19 protein-coding genes are annotated in these 20,110 nt (G+C 56.6%); 14 read left to right on the forward strand and 5 right to left on the reverse strand.

The genetic code is table 11. The annotated features are described in order from the left end of the window. Positions 1 to 5: 5 nt before the first annotated feature. Entirely contained in the window at positions 6 to 1,004 is a 999-nt protein-coding gene (gene fbp, locus CDA56_RS03940) for a class 1 fructose-bisphosphatase (RefSeq protein WP_004098053.1), read from the reverse strand. A 175-nt stretch (positions 1,005 to 1,179) separates the two neighbouring features. Between fbp and mpl the strand changes: the two genes are divergently transcribed. Further along, positions 1,180 to 2,553, forward strand: coding sequence for a UDP-N-acetylmuramate:L-alanyl-gamma-D-glutamyl-meso-diaminopimelate ligase (gene mpl, locus CDA56_RS03945; RefSeq protein WP_004098056.1), 1,374 nt, complete (start codon positions 1,180 to 1,182; stop codon positions 2,551 to 2,553). 64 nt (positions 2,554 to 2,617) lie between these two features. After that, positions 2,618 to 3,163: a GNAT family N-acetyltransferase gene (locus tag CDA56_RS03950; protein ID WP_102803698.1), complete on the forward strand. Its 546-nt coding sequence runs from the start codon at positions 2,618 to 2,620 to the stop codon at positions 3,161 to 3,163. 536 nt (positions 3,164 to 3,699) lie between these two features. Here CDA56_RS03950 and CDA56_RS03955 read toward each other — a convergent pair. From CDA56_RS03955 to yjgA, 4 genes are all read right to left on the reverse strand, one after another. Next, entirely contained in the window at positions 3,700 to 4,908 is a 1,209-nt protein-coding gene (locus tag CDA56_RS03955; protein ID WP_046878183.1) for an aldose 1-epimerase family protein, read from the reverse strand. A 326-nt stretch (positions 4,909 to 5,234) separates the two neighbouring features. Then, complete coding sequence (locus CDA56_RS03960; RefSeq protein WP_074188801.1) at positions 5,235 to 6,377, reverse strand: iron-containing alcohol dehydrogenase; 1,143 nt, start codon at positions 6,375 to 6,377, stop codon at positions 5,235 to 5,237. 194 nt (positions 6,378 to 6,571) lie between these two features. Continuing rightward, positions 6,572 to 8,083 carry a CoA-acylating methylmalonate-semialdehyde dehydrogenase gene (locus tag CDA56_RS03965; RefSeq protein WP_049079517.1) on the reverse strand — a complete coding sequence of 504 codons (1,512 nt, stop codon included), beginning with the start codon at positions 8,081 to 8,083 and terminating at the stop codon, positions 6,572 to 6,574. A gap of 636 nt (positions 8,084 to 8,719) precedes the next feature. After that, positions 8,720 to 9,271 carry a ribosome biogenesis factor YjgA gene (yjgA, locus tag CDA56_RS03970; protein ID WP_004098062.1) on the reverse strand — a complete coding sequence of 184 codons (552 nt, stop codon included), beginning with the start codon at positions 9,269 to 9,271 and terminating at the stop codon, positions 8,720 to 8,722. 94 nt (positions 9,272 to 9,365) lie between these two features. On the opposite strand from yjgA, the gene pmbA reads away from it, so the two are divergent. From pmbA to CDA56_RS04030, 12 genes are all read left to right on the forward strand, one after another. After that, complete coding sequence (gene pmbA, locus CDA56_RS03975; protein WP_004098067.1) at positions 9,366 to 10,718, forward strand: metalloprotease PmbA; 1,353 nt, start codon at positions 9,366 to 9,368, stop codon at positions 10,716 to 10,718. 36 nt (positions 10,719 to 10,754) lie between these two features. Next, a complete protein-coding gene (cybC, locus tag CDA56_RS03980) occupies positions 10,755 to 11,141 on the forward strand; it encodes a cytochrome b562 (RefSeq protein WP_032695164.1) in 387 nt (128 codons plus the stop codon). Between the two features lie 291 nt (positions 11,142 to 11,432). After that, positions 11,433 to 11,771 (forward strand): PRD domain-containing protein, encoded by a 339-nt coding sequence (locus CDA56_RS03985; RefSeq protein WP_004098070.1) that lies wholly within the window; start codon positions 11,433 to 11,435, stop codon positions 11,769 to 11,771. A gap of 11 nt (positions 11,772 to 11,782) precedes the next feature. Continuing rightward, positions 11,783 to 12,145 (forward strand): SFCGS family glycine-rich protein, encoded by a 363-nt coding sequence (locus CDA56_RS03990; protein ID WP_102803699.1) that lies wholly within the window; start codon positions 11,783 to 11,785, stop codon positions 12,143 to 12,145. 2 nt (positions 12,146 to 12,147) lie between these two features. Then, positions 12,148 to 12,447, forward strand: a complete 300-nt coding sequence (locus tag CDA56_RS03995) for a DUF4312 family protein (RefSeq protein ID WP_004098073.1) — start codon at positions 12,148 to 12,150, stop codon at positions 12,445 to 12,447. A 21-nt stretch (positions 12,448 to 12,468) separates the two neighbouring features. Next, entirely contained in the window at positions 12,469 to 13,245 is a 777-nt protein-coding gene (locus tag CDA56_RS04000) for a DUF4311 domain-containing protein (RefSeq protein ID WP_004098075.1), read from the forward strand. A gap of 12 nt (positions 13,246 to 13,257) precedes the next feature. Further along, a complete protein-coding gene (locus tag CDA56_RS04005) occupies positions 13,258 to 13,902 on the forward strand; it encodes a DUF4310 family protein (RefSeq protein ID WP_004098076.1) in 645 nt (214 codons plus the stop codon). Between the two features lie 42 nt (positions 13,903 to 13,944). Beyond that, a complete protein-coding gene (locus CDA56_RS04010) occupies positions 13,945 to 15,078 on the forward strand; it encodes an amidohydrolase/deacetylase family metallohydrolase (protein WP_032695165.1) in 1,134 nt (377 codons plus the stop codon). Next, positions 15,062 to 16,180: a DgaE family pyridoxal phosphate-dependent ammonia lyase gene (locus CDA56_RS04015; protein ID WP_014227652.1), complete on the forward strand. Its 1,119-nt coding sequence runs from the start codon at positions 15,062 to 15,064 to the stop codon at positions 16,178 to 16,180. The genes CDA56_RS04010 and CDA56_RS04015 overlap by 17 nt, the downstream gene beginning before the upstream one ends. Further along, on the forward strand, positions 16,177 to 16,917 hold the full coding sequence (dagF, locus tag CDA56_RS04020) for a 2-dehydro-3-deoxy-phosphogluconate aldolase (protein WP_014227653.1): 741 nt from the start codon (positions 16,177 to 16,179) through the stop codon (positions 16,915 to 16,917). The genes CDA56_RS04015 and dagF overlap by 4 nt, the downstream gene beginning before the upstream one ends. A gap of 87 nt (positions 16,918 to 17,004) precedes the next feature. Continuing rightward, positions 17,005 to 18,156: a lactonase family protein gene (locus CDA56_RS04025; RefSeq protein WP_064358218.1), complete on the forward strand. Its 1,152-nt coding sequence runs from the start codon at positions 17,005 to 17,007 to the stop codon at positions 18,154 to 18,156. Between the two features lie 22 nt (positions 18,157 to 18,178). Beyond that, positions 18,179 to 20,089 carry a BglG family transcription antiterminator gene (locus tag CDA56_RS04030; RefSeq protein WP_102803700.1) on the forward strand — a complete coding sequence of 637 codons (1,911 nt, stop codon included), beginning with the start codon at positions 18,179 to 18,181 and terminating at the stop codon, positions 20,087 to 20,089. Positions 20,090 to 20,110 lie beyond the last annotated feature (21 nt).

The following is a 20,110-nucleotide window of genomic DNA, read 5'->3' on the forward strand; positions in this document are numbered from 1 at the left end:
GCGGGTTACGCGTCCGGGAACTCTTTAATAAAGTTTTCGACGTCTTCAACCATATGGTTGTTGCCGACGAAGAAAGAACGGCGCTGATGCAGGCTTTCCGGGATGATATCCAGAATACGCTCTTTACCATCGCTGGCCTTACCGCCCGCCTGTTCCGCAAGGAACGCCATCGGGTTGCATTCGTACAGCAGGCGCAGTTTACCGTCCGGGTGGCTGGCGGTGCTCGGATAGAGATAGATGCCGCCTTTAAGCAGGTTGCGGTGGAAATCCGCCACCAGAGAGCCGATGTAGCGTGAGGTATACGGGCGCTGGGTCTCTTTATCTTCTTCCTGGCAGTGCTTAATGTACTTCTTCACACCCATCGGGAACTTAATGTAGTTACCTTCGTTAATCGAGTAGGTGTTGCCTTTTTCCGGGAAGCGCATGCGCTCCTGGCACAGGCAGAAGACGCCAAGGGAGGGGTCATAGGTAAAGGCGTGGACGCCGCAGCCGGTAGTGTAAACCAGCATCGTCGAGGAGCCATACACCACATAGCCCGCGGCGACCTGTCGGTTGCCCGGTTGCAGGAAATCTTCTTCGGTAACGGGGGTGCCCACCGGCGTGACGCGGCGGTAAATAGAGAAGATCGTGCCAACAGAGACGTTAACGTCGATGTTAGAAGATCCATCCAGCGGGTCCATCAGCACCACGTATTTGGCGTGTTCGCATCCTTCAAAGACGACGATCTCATCTTCTTCTTCAGAGGCGATCCCGGCAACAATATCGCGTGCTCGCAGTGCGGCTTTCAACTTTTCATTGGCAAACAGGTCGAGTTTTTGCTGAACCTCGCCCTGAACGTTTTCAGCACCGCTGGCACCCAGGATATCGACCAGGCCGGCCTTGTTGATATCGCGGTGGATGATCTTGGCGCCTAACTTTATCGCCGACAACAAAGCAGTAAGCTCGCCGGTTGCGTGAGAGAACTCGTGCTGCTTTTCGACAATAAATTCACCTAACGTTTTCATAACCCGTTCCCTGCATGTTTATGTGAAGTAAAACGAACATAACAATCTTAACAAAGAATAAAAAAAGTTCGCACTGGTGAATCGCGCCAGCAAAATACGGATTCGCCTGAAATGCATTTCTTTCCCCCCCAACATCCCGGTAAACTGTGCTTCAGATAAGAGAAGGAAATGACGAATGCGCATTCATATTTTAGGAATCTGTGGCACGTTTATGGGGGGGCTGGCGATGCTGGCGCGTTCCCTCGGTCATGAGGTAACGGGGTCGGATGCGAACGTCTATCCGCCAATGAGTACCCTGCTGGAAAACCAGGGAATTGAGTTAATTCAAGGATATGATGCCAGCCAGCTGGATCCGCAGCCGGACCTGGTGATCATCGGTAACGCAATGACGCGCGGAAACCCGTGCGTGGAAGCGGTGCTGGAAAATAATATCCCTTACATGTCCGGTCCCCAGTGGCTGCACGATTTCGTGCTGCGCGATCGCTGGGTGCTGGCGGTTGCCGGAACGCACGGAAAAACCACCACTGCCGGCATGGCGACCTGGATCCTCGAAGCCTGCGGCTACAAGCCGGGCTTTGTTATCGGCGGCGTTCCGGGCAACTTCGATGTTTCCGCGCGCCTCGGCGACAGCCCGTTCTTCGTGATTGAAGCCGATGAATACGACTGCGCTTTCTTCGATAAACGTTCCAAATTTGTTCATTACTGCCCGCGCACGTTGATTCTCAATAACCTTGAATTCGACCACGCGGACATCTTTGACGATCTAAAAGCTATCCAGAAGCAATTTCATCATCTGGTGCGTATTGTGCCGGGCAAAGGCAAGATTATCCTGCCGGAGAACGACATCAATTTGAAGCAGACGATGGCGATGGGCTGCTGGAGCGAGCAGGAGCTGGTTGGCGAACAGGGGCACTGGCAGGCGAAAAAGCTCACCACCGATGCTTCCTCCTGGGAAGTGTGGCTGGACGGCGAGAAAGTCGGCGAAGTGAAGTGGGCGCTGGTCGGCGAGCATAATATGCATAATGGCCTGATGGCCATCGCCGCCGCCCGGCATGTCGGCGTGCTGCCTGCCGATGCGGCCAACGCGCTGGGCAGCTTTATCAACGCCCGCCGCCGTCTGGAGCTGCGCGGCGAAGCCAACGGCGTGACCGTATACGATGATTTCGCCCACCACCCGACGGCGATTCTGGCGACCCTGCAGGCGCTACGCGGCAAAGTTGGCGGTACCGCGCGTATTCTTGCCGTGCTTGAACCCCGTTCTAACACCATGAAAATGGGCATTTGCAAAGACGACCTGGCGCCGTCTCTCGGTCGCGCGGACGAGGTCTTCCTGCTGCAGCCGCAGCATATCCCGTGGCAGGTTGCTGAAGTGGCTGATGCTTGCGTACAGCCTGCGCACTGGAGCGCCGATGTCGATGCGCTGGTGGATATGATTGTTAAAACCGCCCATCCTGGCGACCACATTCTGGTGATGAGCAACGGTGGATTTGGCGGCATTCATCAGAAGCTGCTCGATAAGCTGGCGAAAAAAGCCGAGGCGGCCGAGTAGGCTATTCTCCTCGTTTATCCGCCCTCCGCGTGAGGGCGGATAGTTTTTGTGGCCAGGAGGGTTCATGTTGAATTCAGAAAGAGTGACCTCTACCGATTCCGCGCATTTTCCCGCGCTTGATGCGCTGTACGGCAGGGCCTTCCCGTGGCACGAGCAGCGTGAAGCCGAGGCTAAGCAGCAGGCGCTTGATAATCCGCATTATGAACTGGAAGCCTGGTTCGATGATGGCCAGTTTATTGGCCTGAGCGGCTGCTGGCGGTTTGCTGACTATCGCTACGTTGAACATCTGGCCATCGACGATACCTTGCGATCGCGCGGCTACGGCAAGCGGCTGTTAGCTGAAATACTTCAGCGCGCGCCGCTGACCGTTCTGGAAATCGATCCGCTGACCAGCGAAGTTGCCCATAAGCGCCTGCGCTTTTATGAAACCATGGGCTTTTGCGCGAACCCCTGGGCGCATCGCCATCCGACCTATCATCAGGGCATCGCCGATCATGAACTGATCGTGTTGAGCTATCCGCTGCCGATTAATGAGGCGCAGTACCAGCGCTTTGCGCAGGATTTGCGTTTGGTGGTCATGGAGCAGGCTGGCGCGGTCAAGGTTTTGTAGCCCGGACAAGGCGCGTCAAGCGCCGCCTCCGGGAAGCAGCGCGCAATGTCATCTCCGCTTTTTTCCCGGCTCGCGCTGCGCTTGGCCGGGCTACGGGTTCAGCGCCGTCTGCGGGCCGGTAGCCCGGACAAGGCGCGTCAAGCGCCGCCTCCGGGAGGCAGCGCGCAATGTCATCTCCGCTTTTCTCCCGGCTCGCGCTGCGCTTAGCCGGGCTACGGGTTCAGCGCCGTCTGCGGGCCGGTAGCCCGGGTCAGGCGCGTCAAGCGCCGCCTCCGGGAAGCAGCGCGCAATGTCATCTCCGCTTTTCTTCCGGCTCGCGCTGCGCTTAGCCGGGCTACGGGTTTACCGTCGTCTGCGGGCCGGTAGCCCGGGTCAGGCGCGTCAAGCGCCGCCTCCGGGAGGCAGCGCGCAATGTCATCTCCGCTTTTTTCCCGGCTCGCGCTGCGCTTAGCCGGGCTACGGGTTCAGCGCCGTCTGCGGGCCGGTAGCCCGGGTCAGGCGTTACGCCGCAACCCGGGATGGGCTCAAAGCTTACGCTACTCCTTCGCGATAGGCGTTTCGTTTTCCGCCACTTTGGTATCGCCCTGAATGGCCGCGATTTTCTTCTCCACGTCGGCAACCTGCTCGCTGCTGTGCAGCAGCGTATAGGTCAGATCAAACTGGGTGCTTGCCCCGGGCTGAAGCTGCTTAACGCGTTTTTGCTCGCGCTCGATGGTTACCGGATAGGCGTAGCTGGTACCCGGCTCAATACCGGTCACGTAACCCTGTTTCTCGGTATCGGTGTTTTTCCACAGCGTCAGCACCGGCAGCTGGCGGGTATCAAACTGAATCGATGCCCCTTTGTCGCCGGCTTTGTTGACCACGGCGGCCAGCGTTTGATGATTTTCGTCCGCCAGCGGCTGCATGTTAAACACCATTTCATCGAAACCTTTGGTTGGACCGGCGTAGGTTTGCCAGGTTTTTAAGCCGGCTTTGGCGTAGTCATTGAACGGGCTGATGCTGGCGATCGGCGCCATAAAGCGGGCCCCCTCTTCGAGGATCGGCTTGCCAAAGTTGCTGTGATAGATAATCTGATAGTCATGCGGATAGTCAGCATGGTTGGTTAAGACATCGTGCAGGCTGAAGCTGTTGCTGCCGGGTACATAGCGCAGCTCGGTCATGGTCTGCAGATCCGCTTTCTTAAACGTGCTCTCCTTCACCAGCCCGCGAACGCGAATTTCATACGGCGCGGTGTCCGCGACTTCCACTTCCACCTGTGAAGCCGGCGTGTTGCCGACTTTACCGTGCAGGGTATAAATCTGCCCGTCTGCGGTTACCGGGTGGCCGGTCCATTCATAGCCGCAGCGCACCATCATTTCATTGAAGCCTTCCAGCCAGCCCAGCCCGTTGCGGCTTTCGAGGTTAATAAAGGCCGGGTTGACCACCTCTTTTACCGGTGAGTCCCAGCCCATCCGTGAACCAAAACCTTCGATTTTCAGCAGATTCATGCCGCGAGTCGGGCTCAAGGTAATCGTCAGGCCGTCTTTGCTGTGGATCACGAGGATTTTGCTGCCTTCCTGTTTCCCGCCGTGAAGGACTTTTTGCTCAATGCTGAAGTTATGATCTTTTATCTTCAGCTGGTCGCTGGTTATCTGCCAGTTTCCTTTATCCATACCGCTTTCAGCGCTTGTCAGCACCCATGTTTTCGCGACTACAGGCCCAGAAACAAGCATAGCGATTGCTGTTAAAGCTAATGTTTTTTTCATTTTTTAACCCTTTTGCTGAATCGATTGTGTTGCTGATGCAGGGAATTTAGTTGTAAGTGGATTATGAAAATGTGAAGTGTCTCACCTGGTGAGAAAACGGCCGTTTTTATATTTTTAAATGAGATTTAAATCGCTTTTTTTAAGTAATTATAAAAGTTGTTGCTAAAAAAATGTGAATCAAGATGATTTTAGCTTTAACGATTCAGCTATTACTGGCTACGGCTATGATGAAGCCTTTAGAAACGACAGGGCCGCCGGGCTTTGGTGGCCCAGGCGGCTCTGGTTGAAGCGGCTTTACCGTTTAAAAAAACGCAGCGGGGAGGTTATCAAGCGCCGTAGAACGCTTTGGTATAGAGCCCTTTGACATCCTGAACGGACGGATAGTTAGGATTCGTTAATGTGCAGGGATCGTCAACGGCATGGTGACTCATTCTGTCGAGGACGTTCACAAAGGTGATTTCATTGATTTCAACTTCGCCGCACTGGCTTAGCGTTTTCGGCACGCCCAGACGTTGATTCAGCGCGTTGATCGCTTCAATCAGGTTTTTGATGCCTAACGCCGCTTCCAGCTGACGGTATTTTTTGGTGAACTTCGCATTATATTGAATGATATAAGGCAGCATAATCGCGTTTGCCAGACCGTGGGTAATACCAAACTCGCCGCCAATCTTGTGCGCCATTGAATGAACTAACCCCAGCGAGGCGTTGGTGAAGGCGATTCCCGCCAGCGCAGAAGCATTGTGCATATGCATGCGGGCGTTTAAATCATCAGGTGAGCGCCAGGCGATTTCCAGATACGTAAACACCAGCCGAATCGCTTCTACCGCATAGGGGTCAGTAAACGAGTTGGCCGCGGTGGACACATAGGCTTCAATGGCGTGGGTCAGAACGTCCATTCCGGTATGAACGGTAACGTGCGGCGGCATTTTTGCCGGAATGGTGGGGTCGAGAATGGCGATATCCGGTACCAGATCGGCGGCAACAATCGGGTATTTGATATGATTTGCCGTGTCGGTGATCACTGAAAATGCGGTGATCTCAGAGGCGCTGCCGCTGGTGGAAGGGATCGCCACAAATCGGGCTTTATTGCGTAGCGCCGGAATGGAACCGACCGGAAGAATATCCTCGAACTTCAGCTGCGGATGCTCGTAGAAACACCACATCACTTTTGCGGCATCAAGCGCGGAGCCGCCGCCAATCGCCACTATCCAGTCCGGTTCAAAAGCCTGCATCGCTTTTGCGCCGCGCCAGACGGTTTTAATGGACGGATTGGGTTCGACATTATCGATAATAATGCACTCCATACCCGCTTTATTAAGTTCGCTGACGGCTTTATCCAGAAAGCCAAAACGCTTCATGGAACTTCCGCCAGTGACTAACGCGGCTTTTTTGCCGCTCAGCGTGGAAAGATGTTCTAAAGCATTTTCGCCATAAATAATACTGCGAGGAATTGAGAAGGCCTGGGTCATAGGAAACTCCATTTAATATTAAGGATTTTTTTAGTGTGCATTCGTCATTTACGATTCAGCGACACGTGCAGAGTAAAAAAATCGAATTAATGCTCCAGATATTGCTGAAGCAATATCTGGAGGGAGTTGACCGTCATACTTCGAGCGGCTGGTGCGTTGACTGCAACTTGAATTATTTGGGGTATTAGCGGCGTTTAAATCGTACCGTCCCAGGAGTCGACTTTTTCGCGTTTCGCTTCCTCTTCATCAAACCAGCGCGAGGTCACGCATTTTGATTCGGTGTAGAAACGGACGCCGTCTTTGCCCAGGCAGTGCAGGTCGCCGAAGAAGGACTGCTTATGGCCTGAGAACGGGAATACGCCGACCGGCACCGGAATACCGACGTTGATACCGACCATGCCGCCGTGGGTGCGTTTCTGGAATTCGCGGGCGTAGTAGCCGCTTTGGGTGAAAATAACCGAGCCGTTGGCAAACGGGTTATTGTTCATAAGTTGCAGACCTTCCTCGAAGGTTTTGACCCGCTTAAAGCACAGCACCGGCCCGAAAATTTCCTGCGTGCCGACGCTCATCTCTTCGGTTACGCGATCCAGGATGGTTGGCCCGACGTAGAAGCCATTTTCCTGGCCCGGCACCTGAATAGCGCGACCGTCGAGCACCAGCTTTGCCCCCTCCTCAATGCCTTTATTAATCCAGTTGATGACCGATTGCTTATGATCTTTAGAAATCACCGGACCCATATCGGTATCGCGCAGATAGCCGGGGCCGATTTTCAGCTGTTTGGCTTTCTCGGCGACGGCGGCAATCAGCTTATCAGCGATCTCTTCCTGCACCACGACAACCGGCAGCGCCATGCAGCGTTCGCCCGCGCAGCCAAACGCGGCGTTGATAATCCCCGCTGCGGTACGGTTAATTGGCGCATCGGCCAGCACCAGGGCATGGTTTTTCGCTTCGCACAGCGCCTGAACGCGCTTGCCGTGAGCGGCGGCTTTGGAGTAAACGTGCAGGCCCACGGAGGTTGAGCCGACGAAGGAGACGCCGTTGACGTCCGGGTGGGTCAGCAAGATATCGGCTTCATTGCGTGAGCAGGTCACGACGTTAATCACCCCATCCGGCACCCCTGCTTCCTGATAGAGTTTGGTGATTTCCATACAGGTCATCGGCGTCATACTGGCCGCTTTAATCACCATGGTATTACCGGAGGCGACGCATAATGGCGCCATCCATCCCATCGGGATCATTGCCGGGAAGTTAAACGGCACAATACCGGCGAACACGCCAATTGGCTCACGATAAAGGTTGGTGTCGATCCCGGCAGAGGCGTCCATCAGGTTTTCACCGGCCATGAGAGTGGGAATCGAGCAGGCAAGCTCGGTACCTTCTTTCGCTTTTAATACATCGCCCTGGGCGTCGCCCCAGGCTTTACCGTTTTCTTTTGCCACCAGCTCGGTTAAGCGGTCCTGATGCTGGATTAATAATTCGCGAACGCGGAACATAATTTGCGAGCGTTTAATGGCCGGCGTATCTGACCACGCCGGAAAGGCTTTGCGCGCCGCGGCAACGGCATCCAGCACTTCTTGCTCGGTGCAGCAGGGGGCCTGAGCCATGACTTCCCCGGTACTTGGGTTATAGACGTCCATATAGCGTTCGGTCTGCGATACGCGCCATTGACCATCAACGAAATATTTCAGCCTTGGTACAGTAGTCATATTTTTCTCCATGATGATAGCTGTCGACTCTCTAAAATCTGGCTCCGGTCGGCGGCAAATAACCGACCGCCGGGTTAGCCCCTCTCGTGAAAAGTGAATTCCTGCTTCTTGCCGGACGATGGCCTCCGCTGGGCGATTCACCTGCGGCGGTGCGGATGATTTTGTCGACTTTCTGCTGAGGAAAGCCTGCAGACGCCAGGTTTTAATGAACAGAACTCACTGGCCAAAAATACGCGCACGCACCGTTTCGGTTCTTGTACTTTAATGAAATTTATTTTTCATTATAATAATGTATGAAATAACAAAACCGTTTTGAGAGGTGGATCAAAGATAAGCAAATTGCTGATAAAGTCAGCGCCCTAAAGGCAGGGTTATATTGTTTTATTTAATAAAGTTAACAGGTTGTGTTGATGGCATTGGCGTTGATGGCGAGGGGAGATTGCCAGCCGGATTGCAATGGAACGGCTTTCTTGTGAAATAAAAGTTAAATATAAGCGCGAAATCGAATGAAAATGAAAAATTAAAACCGATTTAAATGCAGGGAAAATTCGAATTGACCATTGTCCATGGCATTGCGTTCGAGGGAGTGGGTCGCCCGGATCGGGCAACAGCCGTAATCCGGGGAGTCATACAGAATTAGCCTTCGCTTTCGGCCAGTTCGCGCAGGTACTGGAAGATAAGACGCGCGGACTTCGGCGGCTTGTTGCCTTCTTTCTCTTTTTTGGCGTTGCGGATCAGCGAACGCAACTGCTGACGATCGGCATCTGGCCACAGGTTCAGCACTTCAGCCACGGCATCATCACCATTATCAATCAGACGATCGCGGATCTGCTCAAGCTTATGGAACAGCGCAACCTGCTGGTTGTGGCGGTTCTTCAGCTTGTCCAGCGCCTGACGAATCGGCTCGACGTCGCGGCTGCGCAGCATTTTACCAATCAGCTGCATCTGGCGGCGGCGGCCTTCTTTCTTGATACGCTGGGCGAGTTCAATCGCGTCGCGCAGGTCGGTATCCAGCGGGATTTTATCGAGCGCGTTTTTACCCAGCTCGACCATTTCCGCGCCAAGACGCTTCAGTTCTTCGGCGTCACGCTTAATTTCACTTTTACTGACCCAGATAATTTCATCGTCTTCATCTTCGACGTCATCACCAGGGACGTCGTCGAGCCAGTCTTCGGGCTGCTTTGTCATCTCAGGCTCCTTAAAAAAGAGACTAATGTTACCAGTTAAGGCGCGCACTGAAAAACGGTTCTCTGTTAGACTTCAGTTAACTCCTTCTTACATTATGGCATTAGCGATGAAAGTCATCTCTCAAGTTGCACAACAGCGTAAGACGCTGGAAGAGGCCGTGACCACGGCGCTGGAACTGGCGGCAGGCAAATCCGACGGCGCGGAAGTCTCCGTCAGTAAAACTACCGGTATCGGCGTGAGCACCCGCTACGGCGAAGTGGAGAACGTAGAATTCAACAGCGATGGTGCTCTCGGCATCACCGTTTATCACCAGAATCGCAAAGGCAGCGCGTCTTCGACCGATCTCAGCCCGCAGGCTATTGCCCGCACGGTGCAGGCGGCGCTGGATATCGCCCGCTATACCTCGCCGGACCCGTGCGCGGGCGTGGCGGATAAAGAACTGCTGGCTTTTGAAGCCCCGGATCTTGACCTGTTCCATCCGGCGGAAGTTTCCCCGGATGAAGCCATCGAGCTGGCCTCCCGCGCTGAACAGGCGGCGCTAAAAGCCGATAAACGCATCAGCAATACCGAAGGCGGCAGCTTTAACAGCCACTACGGCATTAAAGTGTTCGGCAACAGCCACGGCATGCTGCAGAGCTACTGCTCTACCCGCCACTCGCTCTCCAGCTGCGTGATTGCCGAAGAGAATGGCGATATGGAGCGCGATTACGCTTACACCATCGGACGGGCGATAGACGACCTGCAATCGCCGGAGTGGGTTGGCGAAGAGTGCGCCCGCCGCACCCTGTCGCGCCTGGCCCCGCGTAAGCTATCGACGATGAAAGCGCCGGTGATTTTCGCCAACGAAGTCGCTACCGGTCTGTTTGGCCATCTGGTCGGGGCGATCGCCGGCGGTTCGGTTTACCGTAAATCCACCTTCCTGCTTGATGCGCTGGGTAGCCAGATCCTGCCGGACTGGCTGACCATTGAAGAGCATCCTCACCTGCTGAAAGGTCTGGCTTCGACGCCGTTTGATAGCGAAGGCGTCCGTACGGAACGCCGGGATATCATTAAAGACGGCGTACTGACCCAGTGGCTGCTGACCAACTACTCGGCGCGCAAGCTGGGATTGAAGAGCACTGGCCACGCGGGCGGTATTCATAACTGGCGTATTAACGGCCGCGGCCTGAGTTTTGCAAAGTTGCTTAAAGAGATGGGGACCGGTCTTGTCGTCACGGAACTGATGGGGCAGGGTGTAAGCGGCGTCACCGGCGACTACTCACGCGGCGCATCCGGCTTCTGGGTAGAAAACGGCGAAATTCAGTATCCGGTCAGTGAGATAACCATTGCAGGAAATCTGAAAGATATGTGGCGTAATATCGTGACCATCGGCGACGATATCGAAACGCGCAGCAACATTCAGTGCGGTTCCGTACTGCTGCCGGAGATGAAGATCGCCGGGCAATAACACTTGTGTGCTTAATAATAAAAAAGGAAGTGAGCAATGCGTAAAAAACTGTTAGCGATGCTGGCCGTATCGGCTTTTGCGCTTGGTTCGGCATCGGCTTTCGCCGATCTGGGCGAAGATATGGATACCCTTGCTGAGAACCTGCAAGTGGTGCAGAAAACTTCAGATGCCGGCGAGCTGAAAGCGGCGCTGAATAAGATGCGCACAGCGGCGGCTGACGCTCAGAAAGAGACGCCGCCGAAGCTGGAAGGTAAAGCGGCGGACAGCGCGGAAATGAAAGACTATCGTCACGGTTTCGATGTGCTGATCGGCCAGATTGACGGCGCGCTGAAGCTGGCTGATGAAGGCAAAGTCAAAGAAGCCCAGGCCGCAGCGGAAGAGTTTAAAACCACCCGCAATACATACCATAAGAAGTACCGTTAATTTCTCTTTGTGGGGAGGCGTCAGCCGATGCCTCCCACATTCTGTTAATTCAAAACTCCATCACCGTCACATTTTTCGCTTTTCCTGCATGCCGGTTTTCGCCACCGTGACACCGAGGATCTTGTGATGTTCATCACGAGAATTGGTTGAGGTGAATACATTCACAATAACTATGTGAAATAGATCACGCCTGCCTTCTTCCTTTCCACTTCGAAGTGGAAAACAACTCGCTACAAACTCTTTGCCCCCGGCATTAGTGTTATCCCCAGAGACATCAACGGGGTAATTCAAGTGAATAACGGAGCGGTAACACACGTCCCAGAGGAGCAGGCCACGCTAACCGAACAGCTGGCCGACAAGATGCTGCAGCAGGTTTTCGCACTATTAAGCCGCCGCAACATCGTCCCCAACGACGTTCAGGAGCAAATGCTGACTTCCCACGTTCGGGCGATGGCCCATCGGTCAATCAGCGGCGAGCCGCTGCCGGAAGTGGATGCCAGCCTGTTCGAAGAGATCTCAGAAGATTCAATGATGCTGGCCCGCGAAGTGGTCGCGCAGTTCGGCAATCTGCCAGATGAAGAAGCCTGGCTGCTGTCCGTCCACTTCGAAGTCGCGAAAGATAACCTGTAAGGAGCACACAAATGGAACAAATCACCGTTGTTATTGGCGATCGCCTGGGTAAAGGACAAAAAGTTGCCGCAGGTGCGGAAAAAGCCGGCGCTCGCGCCGTGGTCGTGCCGGGCGTTGCCGCGGATATGAAGCTGGGCGACATGATGAAGGCGGAAAACGCCACCTTCGGTATCTCTTTCTGCGGCAGCGGCGGCGCAGGGGCTATCACCGCGCAGAATAAGCACGGCTACAAGGCGAAATATGGCATGCGTTCCGTTGATGAAGGCGTCACCGCGATCAACGAAGGCTACAACGTACTGGGCTTCGGCTTTATGGATAAAGAAGAGCTGGGTGAACGCCTGGTTGAGGCCTGGAAGAAGAAGTACAGCGCGTGAGCATGAAAGAGCAATTCACCACCACGGTGAGCGTTACCGGCAAAGGCGAGAGCAAAACGCGCGCTTTTGCCGATGCCCTGAACCATGTCCAGGCGGCGGTGATGAAAACGTCGCCGCACATCTTACTGCGTATTGAACCACAGGACGTGGAGGTTGTTCATGCGCGTGAAGCGGTACGGAAAGAGGCCTTTTTATTCTTCTTTTTGCGCCGTGAGCGACGAACCTACAGCGTGGAGCTGAAGGTCACCGTCACCGTGACCGCCATTAATCTCGATAAAGTGGATTTCGTCACGCAAACCTGATTTTCACCAAAGGGTCAGACTATGTTCCTGATAATTTTAATAAAATCGCTCATCATCGGCGGCCTGGTTGGCGTCGGCGTAGGCGCCGGAGCGGCACGCATGTTTCATGCGCCCACCACGCAGGGGATGGGGGCGTTTCGTACCTTGGGCGAGCTGAATTCATGTGAAGGCGATCCGGCTTCCCACTTCTCATTTGGCCTGGGCTTCTTCTTCAACGCCTGGGCCTCTTCCGTCGCGGCAGGCTCCTTCACTCAGGACGTTGACCACCGCATTATCCCCAACTGGGGGGCGGCAGCGTTGATGATTAAAAACCGCAACGTCGGCGAGACGCTGCACGATCCGAAAAAGATGGCCATCGCCTGCGGCATTATCGGCATGATCGTGGTCGCTTTCCTCAACCTCACCGCCTCTTCTGTACCGGAAGCGCTGCAGGTGACGGCGGTTAAAGTGCTGGTTCCGGCGGCAAATCTGCTGGTGAATACGGTGATGCCGGTCATCTTCTGGCTGGCGGCGATTGATGCCGGTAAAAAATCGGGCTTCTGGGCGACGATTTTCGGCGGCGCGGCGCAGCTGATTATGGGTAACGCCGTTCCGGGCCTGGTGCTGGGCATCCTGATCGGGAAAGGCGTTGAAGAGAGCGGCTGGCACCGCGTCACCAAGGTGATGATGGTGGCGATCGTCGCGCTGTTCGTTCTGAGCGGCTTCTTCCGCGGTTTCGACATGAAGATGATTGAATCCTTCCATCTGACCGTGCCGAACTGGCTGGAACTGATCCACAACTCGCTCAGCGGTAAATAACAGGAGCCTCTCATGGAACAAAATAAAGGTTTTTGGTATGCCGACTGGTCGTTCCCGATCTTTGTTGGCCTGCTCTCCGCCGGCGTCTTTGCCGGGACGCATATGTACTACCTCTACGGCATCGGCGCGTTTAACGAAGTCGCCTTCGTGGCGATGCTGAAAGCGGGAATTGATACAGGGGCCTACGGCGCGGTAGCGGCGTTCGGCGCTAGCTTCTTGTTCGCGCGTATTATCGAAGGCTCGCTGGTGGGGATTCTGGATATCGGCGGGGCGATTCAGACCGGCGTCGGCTTAGGCGTTCCGGCGCTGCTGCTCGGCGCGGGCTTTGTTTTCCCGGTCGCCAACTTTGCCGCCTCGCTGGTCACCGGACTGGTGCTGGGCCTCGCGATTGGCTACATCATCATCCTGGCGCGTAAATTCACCATCAACCAGAGCGATTCCACCTACGGTGCGGACGTCATGATGGGGGCCGGTAACGCCTCAGGCCGTTTCCTCGGACCGTTGATTATCCTCAGCGCCATGACCGCTTCTATTCCTATCGGCATCGGTTCCCTGGCGGGCGCGCTGCTGTTCTACATCTGGCAGAAGCCTATCACCGGCGGCGCGATCCTTGGCGCCATGCTTCTTGGGTCAATCTTCCCGGTGGCGATTAGTTAAGTCCTGCGGGCGCCTCGGCGCCCGCGTTAACAGGAGAGAGACATGTTTGATTTACTCCTGCGCCGTGCGCGCCTCGTCGACGATACCCTGACCGATATCGCCATCCGGGACGGTAAAATCGCGGCGCTTGGCGAGATTAGCGCGCCTGCGCGCAAAACCCTTGAGCTGGACGGTCGCTATTACGTTAGCGCAGGCTGGATTGACTCTCACGTTCACTGCTATCCGAACTCGCCGATTTACCATGATGAGCCGGACAGCGTGGGGGTTGCTACCGGCGTGACCACCGTGATTGACGCGGGCAGCACCGGCGCGGACGACGTGGATGATTTCTACCAGCTGACCCGCAAAGCCGCGACCGAAGTTTACGCCCTGCTTAACATCTCCCGCGTCGGGCTGATTGCCCAGAATGAACTGGCCAATATGGCGAATATCGACGCGGAGGCGGTGAAGCAGGCGGTCAACCGCTACCCGAACTTTATCGTCGGCCTGAAGGCGCGGATGAGCAGCAGCGTGGTGGGGGAAAACGGCATTACGCCGCTGGCGCGCGCAAAGGCGATTCAGCAGGAAAACGGCGGCCTGCCGCTGATGGTGCATATCGGCAACAATCCGCCCGACCTGGATGAGATCGCCGACCTGCTGACCTCCGGCGACATCATTACCCACTGCTACAACGGTAAACCCAATCGTATCCTGACGCCGTCCGGCGAGCTGAAAAGCTCGATTTCTCGCGCGCTACAGCGCGGCGTGCGCCTTGATATCGGCCACGGCACCGCCAGCTTCAGCTTCGAGGTGGCGCGGCGGGCGATTGCTATGGGCATTCTGCCGCACACCATCAGCTCCGATATTTACTGCCGCAACCGTATCGACGGCCCGGTGCGATCGCTGGCGCTGGTGATGTCGAAATTCCTCGCCATTGGCATGTCACTGCCGCAGGTCATTGACTGCGTGACCGCCAACGCCGCTGAAGGCCTGCGTCTTAGCCACAAAGGGCGGCTGGAAGTGGGTTACGACGCCGACCTGACGCTGTTTACCCTCGCGCAGACGCCAACGGTGCTGGTGGATGCGGAAAAAGAGAGCCTTCAGACCGACAAGATTCTGCTGCCGCTTGCCGCCGTTCGCGCGGGCAAGGGCTATCTGACCGAACAAGGGAGCGCGGAAAATGCCTTCGATTTTTGAGAAATATGATTTAAAACAGGTGATTAATACCTCCGGTCGTATGACCATTCTTGGCGTCTCCACGCCGCGGCCGGAAGTGGTGGACGCCGCGATGGCGGGGATGAACCAGTACTTCGAGATGAAAGATCTGGTCAATAAAACCGGCGCGTATATTGCGAAGCTGCTGGACGTGGAAGGGGCGACCGTCGTCTCCTGCGCCTCGGCGGGCATCGCCCAGTCGGTGGCGGCGGTGCTGGTAAAAGACAGCGACTGGCTGCTGGAAAACCTGCACGTGACGCCGATTGAAAACAACGAAATCGTGCTGCCTAAGGGTCATAACGTCAATTTTGGCGCGCCGGTGGGCACCATGGTGGCGCTGGGCGGCGGCAGGCTGGTGGAAGCGGGCTACGCCAATGAATGTTCCGCCGGGCAGCTGGCGGCGGCCATTACCCCGCGCACCGCGGCCATTCTGTACATCAAATCCCACCACTGCGTGCAGAAAAGCATGCTCAACGTGGCGCAGGCGGCAGCGGTGGCGCAGAGCCATAATCTGCCGCTGATTGTCGACGCGGCGGCGGAGGAAGACCTCCAGGCCTACTATCGCGCCGGCGCGGATCTGGTGATTTATAGCGGCGCGAAGGCGATCGAAGGGCCGACCAGCGGGCTGGTGATTGGCAAAACCCAATATGTTGAGTGGGTTAAACGTCAGTCGAACGGCATTGGCCGGGCGATGAAGGTGGGCAAAGAGGGGATCCTCGGCCTGACCTGCGCGATTGAGCACTATCTGACGGCGCGCAAAGAGAGCGGTGAAGAGATGGTGGCGAAGATGACGCCGTTTATTCAGCAGCTCAATACGCTCGATGGCGTCACCGCGCGCGTGGTCTGGGACAGCGCCGGCCGCGATATCGCGCGGGCGGAGATCAAGTTTGATGAAGCGGTGACCGGCGTCGATACCGGCGATCTGGTCAATGCGCTGAAGCAGGGCGAATACGCCATCTACTTCCGTGGCTATAAAGCAAATGAAGGCATTATTGAAGCCGATGTCCGCAGCGTGAACGCGCAGCAGCTGGAGATTGTCTCCCGTCGCATCGCAGAAGTTTTGAACAAGGAGAAAAACGCATGAAACTGACCCCTAATTTTTATCGTGACCGCGTCTGCCTGAACGTGCTGGCGGGGAGCAAAGAGAACGCCAGCGAGATTTATGAGGCGGCGGAAGGTCATGTACTGGTGGGCGTGCTCTCCAAAAATTACCCGGACGTCGCCAGCGCGGTTGCCGATATGCGTGAATACGCGCAGCGGATTGATAACGCGCTCTCCGTGGGATTGGGCGCGGGCGACCCGAACCAGTCGGCGATGGTCAGCGAAATTTCGCGTCAGGTGCAGCCGCAGCACGTCAACCAGGTATTTACCGGCGTGGCGACCAGCCGCGCGCTGCTGGGGCAGAACGAAACCGTGGTTAACGGCCTGGTGTCGCCAACCGGTACGCCGGGAATGGTGAAGATCTCCACCGGTCCGCTCAGCAGCGGCGCGCCGGACGGCATCGTACCGCTGGAAACCGCGATTGCGCTGCTGAAAGATATGGGCGGCAGTTCGATTAAATATTTCCCGATGGGCGGGCTGAAGCATCGCGACGAGTTTATTGCGGTGGCCGAGGCCTGCGCCCGTCATGATTTCTGGCTGGAGCCCACCGGCGGGATCGATCTGGAAAACTACGGCGAGATCCTGCAGATCGCGCTGGACGCAGGGGTAAGTAAAATTATCCCGCATATCTACAGTTCGATTATTGATAAAGCCAGCGGTCACACCCGCCCGGCGGACGTGCGTCAGCTGCTTTCGATCACCAAACAGTTAGTAAAATAGCGCCGATTATCCCTCACCCGGCCCTCTCCCCAACGGGGAGAGGGTTAGGGCGAAGGGAAACCGCCACCGAACCATCAAGGAGTCACCATGCCAACCGCTCGTCACCTGCTTGTTGCTTCACTCTCTCTGCTCGCCGCCGGCGCCGCTGCGCAAACCCAGTACGCCTGGGTCGGCACCTACAACCCCAATGGCGAAGGGCTGTATCGCTTTACCGTTGATAGCCAGACCGGGGCGCTGCGCGATAAAACGCTGGTCGGGACGCTGCCTGACCTGGCCCAGCTTACCGTCTCGGCGGATGGCAAAACCCTGTACGGCGCCAGCGAAGTGGAAAAGGGAGTGGTGCAGGCGTGGCGCATCGGCAGCAACGGTGAACTGAGCGAGCTGAATCAGGTCGCTTCCGGCGGCGCCGGGCCGGTTTATCTCTCCCTGACCCCCGATGGACGTCATCTGCTGGTGGCAAACTACGTCAGCGGCAGTATCGCCGTGCTGCCGGTGAAAGAAGATGGTAACCTGGGCGAGGCGGTGGATGTGCATCAGGATCAAGGGCCTGCGGGCGCGGAACGCCCGGCGGCAGCCGTCGAAGGCAGTTTTGCCATTAGCGATCATAACGGCCCCCACGCCCATATGATCGCCGCCGATCCCAGCGGTAAATTCGTTTACTCCACCGATCTCGGCCTGGACCGGATCTATCAGTACCGGCTGGATAGCGCCACCGGGAAGCTGACGCCGAACGATCCGCCGTTTATCGCGGCCTCATCTCCCGGCGCCGGACCGCGCCACTTTGTGTTTACGCCGCAGGGCGACGGACTATGGTTGATTAACGAAGAGGCGTCGACGCTCACTTTTTATCATCTCAATAAGCAAAGCGGCCTGCTGCGCGAGGGGAAAACGGTCTCGGCGCTGCCTGCAGAGTATAAGGGCACCAGCTTTGCCGCCGGCCTGGTCCTGAGCCGCGACGGCAAGCAGCTGTACGTCGCCAACCGACTGCATAACAGTATCGCCCACTTTACGGTGCTGGCTGACGGCAGCCTGAGCCACCAGGACGATATCTGGACCCGCGGCGACTATCCGCGCACGCTGACGCTGGACAGTCAGGGGCAGTGGCTGTACGTCATGAACCAGCGTAGCGACAACATCACCCGCTTTCGCGTCGCGCCGAAGGATGGCAGGCTGACGTTCTCTCCGGACTACACCCCGGTTGGCAGCCCGTCGCAGATGGTGATATCCGCTCAACCCTGAGCCGTAAGAAAAAGGAACTGACATGCGATTTCCCCATCAACGTTTAGCGCAGCTGTTTACTCTGTTGCAAAACGAAACGCTGCCGCAGGAGGAGCTGGCGCAGCGGCTGTCGGTTTCTACTCGCACGGTACGCGCGGACATCACCGCGCTGAACGCGCTGCTGCTGCACTACGGCGCGCAGTTTATCCTCACCCGCGGCAGCGGCTATCAGCTGGTGATTCACGATCCGACGCGCTATCAGACGCTGGAAGAGAGCGCGCCGAAAGCGCAGCATATCCCGCGAACCGCGGCGGATCGCATCCACTTTTTGCTGGTGCGCTTTTTAACTTCCGCGTTTTCTATCAAGCTGGAGGATCTGGCCGATGCGTGGTTCGTCAGCCGCGCCACCTTACAGGGCGATATGGTTGACGTACGCGAGCGTTTTCAGCGTTATCAGCTCACCCTCGAGACCCGGCCGCGCCACGGCATGAAGCTGTTCGGCAGCGAGGTCTCCATTCGCGCCTGCCTGACCGATCTGCTGTGGGAGCTGAGCCAGCAGGGGCCGCTGAACCCGCTTATTGGCGAAGAGGCGTTTGACGCCAGCGTACCGACGCTGCTGGCCGGCGTGCTGCAGGAGACGTTAACCCGCCATCACGTGCGGCTGACGGACGCGGGGGAGCGCTTTATCTGCCTGTACGTCGCGGTTGCCGTGCGCCGCGTGAGCGAAGGGTATCCGCTGGCGGATTTTAGCGCCGAGGATGTGGGGCAAAACGTACGCGACGCCGCACGCGAGCTGGCAAACACGATGCAGCAGCTGGCGGGCAAACTGCTTGCTCCGGCGGAAGAGGAGTGGCTGTGCGTCCACCTTGCCGCCCGCCAGGTGCAGGACGTCGATCCGGGCACCATCAGCGCCGACGACGACGAAGCGCTGGTGAACTACATCCTGCGCTATATCAATCAGCAATATAACTACAATCTGCTGGACGATGCCCAGCTGCGTGCGGATTTACTGACCCATATTAAGACCATGATCACCCGCGTGCGCTACCAGATAATGATCCCCAACCCGCTTCTGGAAAATATCAAACAGCATTACCCCATGGCGTGGGACATGACCCTGGCGGCGGTATCGAGCTGGGGGAAATATACTCCCTACGCCATCAGCGAAAACGAGATCGGCTTTCTGGTGCTGCATATCGGCGTCGGGCTGGAGCGCCATTACAATATCGGCTATCAGCGTCAGCCGCAGGTGCTGCTGGTCTGCGATACCAGCAACGCGATGGTGCGGATGATTGAAGCCATTCTTCAGCGTAAGTATCCGCAGCTGGAAATTGCCGCCACCCTTTCGCAACGCGAATATGAACAGCGGGAAGAGATCGCGGAAGATTTTGTCATTTCCACCGTGCGCATCAGTGAGAAAGAGAAGCCGGTGGTCACCATTGCGCCGTTTCCTACCGACTACCAGCTCGACCAAATCGGCAAGCTGGTGCTGGTGGACCGCACGCGTCCCTGGATGCTGAATAAGTATTTTGATGAGGCCCACTTCCAGGTGATAGATACCCCGATGGATCAGCAGGCGCTGTTTGCCGCGCTGTGCCAGCAGCTGCAGCAGGAGGGGTTTGTCGGAGCGGAGTTTCATGGGTCGGTGGTGGAGCGTGAGGCTATCGTCAGCACCATGCTCGGCGACGGGATCGCGCTGCCTCACGCCCTCGGCCTGCTGGCGAAAAAGACCGTGGTCTATACGGTCATCGCCCCGCACGGTATCGCATGGGGCGATGAAACCGCGCATATCATCTTCCTGCTCGCCATCAGCAAAAGCGAGTATGAAGAGGCGATGGCGATCTACGATATTTTCGTCACCTTCCTGCGTGAACGGGCAATGGCCCGCCTTGCCGCCACCCGCAGTTTTGCTGAGTTTAAAGCGGTGGCCATGGAGTGCGTCAGCCGGTTTTGAGATGCGCAGCCAGAGTTCGAG

This window comes from Klebsiella michiganensis (genome assembly GCF_002925905.1).
Taxonomy (GTDB): Bacteria; Pseudomonadota; Gammaproteobacteria; order Enterobacterales; family Enterobacteriaceae; genus Klebsiella; species Klebsiella michiganensis.

Coding starts and splice junctions, on each gene's coding strand:
- fbp (WP_004098053.1), bottom strand. CDS start 1,004: ATGAAAACGTTAGGTGAATTTATTGTCGAAAAGCAGCACGAGTTCTCT.
- mpl (WP_004098056.1), top strand. CDS start 1,180: ATGCGCATTCATATTTTAGGAATCTGTGGCACGTTTATGGGGGGGCTG.
- CDA56_RS03950 (WP_102803698.1), top strand. CDS start 2,618: ATGTTGAATTCAGAAAGAGTGACCTCTACCGATTCCGCGCATTTTCCC.
- CDA56_RS03955 (WP_046878183.1), bottom strand. CDS start 4,908: ATGAAAAAAACATTAGCTTTAACAGCAATCGCTATGCTTGTTTCTGGG.
- CDA56_RS03960 (WP_074188801.1), bottom strand. CDS start 6,377: ATGACCCAGGCCTTCTCAATTCCTCGCAGTATTATTTATGGCGAAAAT.
- CDA56_RS03965 (WP_049079517.1), bottom strand. CDS start 8,083: ATGACTACTGTACCAAGGCTGAAATATTTCGTTGATGGTCAATGGCGC.
- yjgA (WP_004098062.1), bottom strand. CDS start 9,271: ATGACAAAGCAGCCCGAAGACTGGCTCGACGACGTCCCTGGTGATGAC.
- pmbA (WP_004098067.1), top strand. CDS start 9,366: ATGGCATTAGCGATGAAAGTCATCTCTCAAGTTGCACAACAGCGTAAG.
- cybC (WP_032695164.1), top strand. CDS start 10,755: ATGCGTAAAAAACTGTTAGCGATGCTGGCCGTATCGGCTTTTGCGCTT.
- CDA56_RS03990 (WP_102803699.1), top strand. CDS start 11,783: ATGGAACAAATCACCGTTGTTATTGGCGATCGCCTGGGTAAAGGACAA.
- CDA56_RS03995 (WP_004098073.1), top strand. CDS start 12,148: ATGAAAGAGCAATTCACCACCACGGTGAGCGTTACCGGCAAAGGCGAG.
- CDA56_RS04000 (WP_004098075.1), top strand. CDS start 12,469: ATGTTCCTGATAATTTTAATAAAATCGCTCATCATCGGCGGCCTGGTT.
- CDA56_RS04005 (WP_004098076.1), top strand. CDS start 13,258: ATGGAACAAAATAAAGGTTTTTGGTATGCCGACTGGTCGTTCCCGATC.
- CDA56_RS04010 (WP_032695165.1), top strand. CDS start 13,945: ATGTTTGATTTACTCCTGCGCCGTGCGCGCCTCGTCGACGATACCCTG.
- CDA56_RS04015 (WP_014227652.1), top strand. CDS start 15,062: ATGCCTTCGATTTTTGAGAAATATGATTTAAAACAGGTGATTAATACC.
- dagF (WP_014227653.1), top strand. CDS start 16,177: ATGAAACTGACCCCTAATTTTTATCGTGACCGCGTCTGCCTGAACGTG.
- CDA56_RS04025 (WP_064358218.1), top strand. CDS start 17,005: ATGCCAACCGCTCGTCACCTGCTTGTTGCTTCACTCTCTCTGCTCGCC.
- CDA56_RS04030 (WP_102803700.1), top strand. CDS start 18,179: ATGCGATTTCCCCATCAACGTTTAGCGCAGCTGTTTACTCTGTTGCAA.